The 5995-nt window shown below is 70.8% G+C and carries 6 protein-coding genes; 3 read left to right on the top strand and 3 right to left on the bottom strand.

All coding sequences use genetic code 11. The annotated features are described in order from the left end of the window. Both KDM41_16865 and KDM41_16860 read right to left on the bottom strand, forming a co-directional pair. Nucleotides 1-212 (bottom strand): hypothetical protein (locus KDM41_16865; GenBank protein ID MCB1185099.1); only part of this gene is annotated, 212 nt, incomplete at its 3' end. 115 nt (nt 213-327) lie between these two features. After that, the gene (locus KDM41_16860; protein ID MCB1185098.1) at nt 328-2139 is read right to left on the bottom strand and encodes a hypothetical protein; all 1812 of its coding nucleotides are present in this window, start codon (nt 2137-2139) and stop codon (nt 328-330) included. Between the two features lie 165 nt (nt 2140-2304). On the opposite strand from KDM41_16860, the gene KDM41_16855 reads away from it, so the two are divergent. Beyond that, the gene (locus KDM41_16855; protein ID MCB1185097.1) at nt 2305-3519 is read left to right on the top strand and encodes a helix-turn-helix transcriptional regulator; all 1215 of its coding nucleotides are present in this window, start codon (nt 2305-2307) and stop codon (nt 3517-3519) included. A 4-nt stretch (nt 3520-3523) separates the two neighbouring features. Here the strand turns inward: KDM41_16855 and KDM41_16850 are convergent, their stop codons facing one another. Continuing rightward, the gene (locus KDM41_16850; GenBank protein ID MCB1185096.1) at nt 3524-4117 is read right to left on the bottom strand and encodes a hypothetical protein; all 594 of its coding nucleotides are present in this window, start codon (nt 4115-4117) and stop codon (nt 3524-3526) included. A 167-nt stretch (nt 4118-4284) separates the two neighbouring features. On the opposite strand from KDM41_16850, the gene KDM41_16845 reads away from it, so the two are divergent. Beyond that, entirely contained in the window at nt 4285-4968 is a 684-nt protein-coding gene (locus KDM41_16845) for a hypothetical protein (GenBank protein MCB1185095.1), read from the top strand. 129 nt (nt 4969-5097) lie between these two features. Then, the coding region (asnS, locus tag KDM41_16840) for an asparagine--tRNA ligase (protein ID MCB1185094.1) at nt 5098-5995 on the top strand (898 nt) is incomplete at its 3' end.

The following is a 5995-nucleotide window of genomic DNA, read 5'->3' as shown; positions in this document are numbered from 1 at the left end:
ATGCGCTGGCTGCCGCCCCAGCCCGGGCTGTCCATGGCGACGGTGTTGGCGGCGATCACGGTGCCGGCCTCGTGCAGCTGATCGACGACGGCACGGTCTTCCGGCGCTCCGGCCTCGTCGGCAGGGCCGGTATCGCCGCATCCGCCCACGGCGAGGGCGGCCATCAGCAGGGCCGGCGGCAGGCATCGCGGATCCAGGCGCCAGGTGGGCATCGGCGATTCCGGTCGGGCTGGACGGAGGGGGCCGGTGCGCGCGCGGCGCCGAAGACCGTGATCCCCCGGGTCGGTCGAACCGTAACACAACCCGGGGGCACCCGAAAAGTTTCGGTCAACGGGCCGGCAGGGCCCCGATCAGTCCGCAGGCGTCGCCGTCGCGGTTGGCGGGCAGGCAGGGCGATCCGGGTCCGGGCCGGAGGGCCGGTTCGTCCGGATCGTCGGCCTGGAGCAACGGGTCGACGAAGACGTTGCCCCCGAGATCGGTCGCGACCGGCGGCAGGACGTCGACGCCGTTGCCGAACACGAGGCTGCAACCGACGGCCAGCTCGCTGTTGTCCGCGGTGAAGAACGGGGCCCCGCCGCTGTTGAACGCGATCAGGCTGCGGGTCACGGTGAGATCGGCGATGTTGCGCAGGCGGATCGCCGACGTCTGGGGCCCGTGGTTGGCGACGAAGGTGCAGCCGTCGACCACCGAGGCGTGGTTGCGGTACACGGCCAGGGCACCGGCGCCGGTCTCGGCGGAGTTGCCCACGAAGACGCAGTCGACGATGTCGACGGCCTGGGTGTCGATGACGGCGCCGCCGCCGGTGGTCGTGGCCGTATTGGCGAGGAAGGCGCAGCGGCGCAGGAAAGAGCGCGGAATCGAGCCGCCGCCGTAGTACCCGGCGCCGACCTGGGCCCGGTTGCCCACGAAGGTGCAGTCCTCGAAGACGGCCGTGTTCTGGCCCACGTTGGCGACCCCGCCGCCCGCGACGCCGACGTTGTTGCGGAAGATGCAGTTGCGCAGGGTGGGCGAAGTGAGATGCAGCACCGCCCCGCCGCCGTACTGGTAGCCGTACGGCGAGCCGTGCCCGTCGCCGCCCGTGAAGGTGAAGCCGTCGATCACGATGCCGTCGTTGTAGCCCATGATGTAGAGGCAGCGGTTGCGGCCTTCGGGGTCGATGATCGTGGCCTCGGGACCGTCCTCGCTGCGGAGGGTGAAGTCCTTCTGGTCGCGCCAGAAGGTGATCATGCCCCAGTCGCTGGTGCGGAAGGCGTCCGTGCCCTGGCTGCTCCAGGTGTAGCGGCCGGACGCGACGAGAATGGTGTCGCCGGGACGGGCGACGGAGATGGCCGCCTGGATCGAGGCGACGTCGCCGCGGCCGTCCGGGCGCACGTACCAGGTCCGGCGGGTGTCGGTGGTGACCGCGGCGTCGTTGGACACCGCCGACCACTGGCCACGCTCGTCGGCGGTGCGCACGGCGACATGGTAGGTGGTGCCCGCGGCCATGCCGGTGAGGGTGGCCCATTGCCGTGCGCCGGACGGGCCGCCGCCGCCGGTCGGACCCGGTCGGGCCTGGTCCCAGGTGGCGGCGGTGATCGGGGTCGTGTCCCAGCGGAGTTCCCAGGCGGCGGCCGCCCCCACGGGACCGTCGTCGCCCGTCGTGCGCCAGGAGACGGTGATCGTGTCGCCGCCGGCCGACCAGGGGCCCAGGTCGGCGACGGCCCCGGGCGGGGTCGTGTCGTGGATCTCGGCGGCGGTGACCACGACGGGGTTCGACGGCGCGGACGCATTGCCGGCGGCGTCGAGCCCGACGACCCGGAAGGCATAGGTGGCATCGGGCTCGAGGCCGCCGACCGTCAGCCCCACCGCGGCGGCAACCCCGCTGCCGCCAACGGTGTCGCCGGACGCCTGCCAGTCCGCCCAGCCGGACGGATCGGCAGGCCAGGGGATGCGGCGGATCTCCCAGGCCTGGATCCCGTCCTCCGGCACCGACCAGACGAGCCGGACGGTGCCGGGACCCGCTGCGGCCACGGCGAGGTCGACCACCGCCGCCGGAGGTTCGGTGTCGGTCGCGCCCGGGGGCGCGATCATGCTGTCGGTCCCGCAAGCGGCGATGAGGAGGAGCAGGCTGAGCCAGGCAAGGGGAAGGGGGCGGGCCATGGGTGGTCCTTTCGGGTATCGGGGCTTGTCCTCGAAGCGATCACGGACCTAAAATTAGGATCCGGCCGGGTGGAATTCGTCTCTTCCGGTCGGGAGTGACAGGTTGGCCAGCCAGGCAACCAGTTGTCTTTGAATGAGTTGACTTTGTCCTGCGGGGAATCTGCGGTGAACGGTGCCGTTTTCGGCGAGATGGGATTGTGGCGCACGTTCGTGCTCTACAGCGCCGTCCAGGGCCTCGTCCTGGCCGGCCATTTCCTGCTGCGGCGAAGCGGGGATCCGGTCGCCAACCGCTGGCTGGCGCTCGTGCTGCTGCTGATCTCGGTCCACGTCGGCGAGACGGTGCTGACAGAGACCAGTCTCGTCGCCGCGGCGCCCTGGGCGAGCGGGGCGACGTGGTTCCTCGTCTTCCTGGTCGGTCCGGCCTACTGGTTCCACCTGCGGAGTCTCGTCCGGCCGGACGCGGGATGGCGCCGGCGCGATCTGCTGCACGTGGTCCCGGCGCTCGTGATCCTGGTCGACGGGGTTCCCTGGCTCACCGCCCCGGCGGAGCAGAAGATCGCTTGGCAGCGGCACCTGGCCGCGGGCGGCGCCTGGCACATGGGGCCGCGGCTGGTGGCGAAGGTGTGCCTGCACGTCCTCCAGAACGGGGTCTACCTCGTGGCCGGCCTGCGCCTGCTGCGCGAGGCCGAGGGTCGCCTGGCCGAGTGCTCGGCCGACACCGACGTGCAGGAGGGGCTGGGAGCACTGCGGGCCGTGATCCGCTGGTTCGGGGTCTGGTCGGTGCTCTATCTGCTGCTGTTCCTGGGGCTGACCTTCGTCGGGCGCTACGGCGCAGCCATCGACAAGACCTGGATGCTGGCCATCGCGCTCTCGGTGCAGGCGACGGCCCTGGTGGTGCTTCATCGCCCGGACGCGTTCGGGGCCCGGCTGGCCTGGGCGCGCGAGGAACCAACGCCGGCGCCGGCCGGCGACGGACAGTCGGCCCCGACCGCCGACCCCCGGTACAGCCGTTCGCTCCTGGATCCCGCGACCCTGGCGTCCCACCGGCGGGCCTTCGAGGACCTGATGGAGAATGACAAGCTCTTCCGCGACCGCTCGCTGCGTCTGGCGGACCTCGCGGCCCGCCTCGGCATCAGCGCCCACCACCTGTCCCAGACCCTGAACCGGGAGCTGGGGGGCAGCTTCTTCGAAGTGGTGAACGGGTACCGTGTCGCGGAGGTGCAGCGGTTGATGGCCCTGCCGGCCTCGCGCCGGCGCACGCTGCTGGCTCTCGCCTTCGATGCGGGCTTCAACAACAAGAACAGCTTCAACCGGGCGTTCCGGCAGGTGACGGGCGAGACCCCGTCGGCGTACTGGGGCCGGCTGCGCGACGGACGCTAGCGGTTCAGCCCGCGGGCGGGGCGGCGGCGTGGGGGTCGGCACCGGACGGTCGCGGCCCGGGATCCGCGTCCCAGGCGTCCCATTCGTCTTCGCAGTGGGGTTCGAGGCGCTCGTCGCCGGTGACCATGTGGTCGACGAAGTTGCGCAGCAGGTACATCTCGTCCTGGGTCAGGCCCTGGCCGATGACGGCCGCCCCGTAGACGAAGGCGATGAGGGCCACCGCTCCGGGTGCCAGCCAGAATCCCCAGGGATACTCCTCGACGGTGGTCTGGGCCCAGCCGAGCATCAGGCCGGCGAATCCCGTGCAGGCGAGGGTGCCGTAGAGAGCCATGAAGCCCGTCCAGACGTTGGGCCGGGGGCTGAAACGGCCCCGGAGCACCGTGCGGCCATCGCGCTCGATCAGCTCGAGATTCAGGTGGGGCGAGAGCAGCGACTGCGTCTCGGGCGGGGTCTGAACATAGGCGTGGGTGCCCAGGACCTGGCCGCAGACGCGCCGGCTGCCCCGGTCGAGGCGGGCCCTGATGCGGGCCATGGTGCGGCTGCCGTCGGCCTTCATGGGGATCTCGAAGGTCGGGCGCATACGGGGGCGAATCGGCACGGCTGTCCTCCGGCTGGGGTCCGGGGGCGAGGTTAGCACAGGACCGCGGGAGCGTCCACGCGGCCGCTGCGGAGTCGGCCGCCGCGATTTTCGGCCCCGCCGGGCTGCCGCCTGTGGTAGGCTCATGCTGGCAGGGAGATCGCAACCGCACTCGCAAAGGGGGAGCCATGAGGAAATCGATGATCGCGTGGGCCGTGCTGGCGGCCTTGTCGGGAGCGGGCGTCGTGTCCGCGCAGAGCGAGAACGTGCTGACCGACCACCCGTGCTATGCGGTGGACGAGAGCGGCAACTGCCAGTACGTCTTCCAGAACTCGGTCCAGACCCTCGACCTGTACATCTGCAATCCGGTGAATCCCGAGTTCGGGGACACGGGGCCGCGCCCCGTGCAGAACATCGGGGGCTTCGAGCTGAAGCTCCTGCCCGAGCCCGGGGTGACCATCCTGAGCGTGACCTATCCGGTGAATGCCGTGAACGTGGGGCTCGGCAACGACCTCGTCGTGGGGTTCGCCGAGTCCGTTCCCGTCGCCGACGGCGGCGCGGTCGTGGCCACCATCGAGGTCCTGGTCGGCGCCTTTCCGCCCGAGGATCTGCATCCGTATCCGCCGGGCGGCCCCTGCTACCTGCAGGTGCCGTTCACGACCGGCGTTTCGGTCGGCGTGACCGATCGCCCGGCCATTCCGGGGCGGCTGGCCTACGTCGACAACGACGATCCGACCAACCCGATCGTGGGGATGCCTCTCGACCAGGTGCTGACCGAACCGTTCCTGCTCCAGGGCTTCGTCGTCACCGAGGACGAGCCCGTCGCCACCAGCGACGTCGAATGGGGCGGGATCAAGGCCCTGTACCGCTGACCGGTCCCGCCGGACCATCCGACCCCGCGGGCGTGCCGTCCGCGGGGTCGTCTTGTCGGCCTGTCGCGGGGGTGCTATGTTTCCGCCTTCCCGAAACCGTCAGGCCCGCCATCCCGGAAGGAAATCGCCATGTCGGCCCACGCCGCGACCCACAAGATCCGCCAACTGCTGGCCGGCGAGGTGCCGGTGGGTGAGACCGTCACCATCGAGGGCTGGGTGCGCACGCGCCGCGATTCGAAGGCCGGCCTGAGCTTCGTCAACGTGCACGACGGCACGTGCTTCGACGCGATCCAGGCGGTGTGTCCGGCCGACCTGCCCAACTACGGCGACGAGGTGGCGAAGCTGGGCGCCGGGTGCGCGGTGCGGGTCACGGGCGAACTGGTGGAGAGCCAGGGCCAGGGGCAGGCCACCGAGATCCGGGCGTCGGCGGTCGAGGTGGTGGGCTGGGTCGAGGATCCGGAGACCTACCCGGTGCAGCCCAAGCGCCACAGCTTCGAGTACCTGCGCGAGGTGGCCCACCTCAGGGTGCGCACGAACACCTTCGGGGCCGTGGCCCGGGTGCGCAACTGCCTGGCCCAGGCCACGCACCGGTTCTTCCACGCGAACGACTTCTCCTGGATCCACACGCCGATCATCACCACCAGCGACGCCGAGGGCGCCGGCGAGGCCTTCCGCATCTCGACCCTCGACCTGGCCAACCCGCCCCGCGACGACAAGGGCGGGATCGATTTCAGCCAGGATTTCTTCGGGCGCGAGACCTTCCTGACGGTCAGCGGCCAGTTGAACGTCGAGTCCTATTGTCTGGCCCTGTCGCGGGTGTACACCTTCGGCCCGACATTCCGGGCGGAGAACTCGAACACGAGCCGGCACCTGGCCGAGTTCTGGATGATCGAGCCGGAGATCGCCTTCGCCGACCTGAAGGACGACGCCGACCTGGCCGAGGCCTACCTGCAGTACCTGTTCCGGGCGGTGCTCGACGAGCGTGGCGACGACATGGCGTTCTTCGCCCAGCACGTGCAGGACGACG

Source organism: bacterium (assembly GCA_020440705.1).
GTDB lineage: Bacteria > Krumholzibacteriota > Krumholzibacteriia > LZORAL124-64-63 > LZORAL124-64-63 > JAGRNP01.
The sequence above is the reverse complement of the archived record's forward strand: the minus strand, read 5'-3'. Positions and strand labels throughout refer to the sequence as shown.

Excerpts from the sequence above, each read along its gene's own strand:
- KDM41_16860 (MCB1185098.1), bottom strand. The coding sequence starts at position 2,139 with ATGGCCCGCCCCCTTCCCCTTGCCTGGCTCAGCCTGCTCCTCCTCATC.
- KDM41_16845 (MCB1185095.1), top strand. The coding sequence starts at position 4,285 with ATGAGGAAATCGATGATCGCGTGGGCCGTGCTGGCGGCCTTGTCGGGA.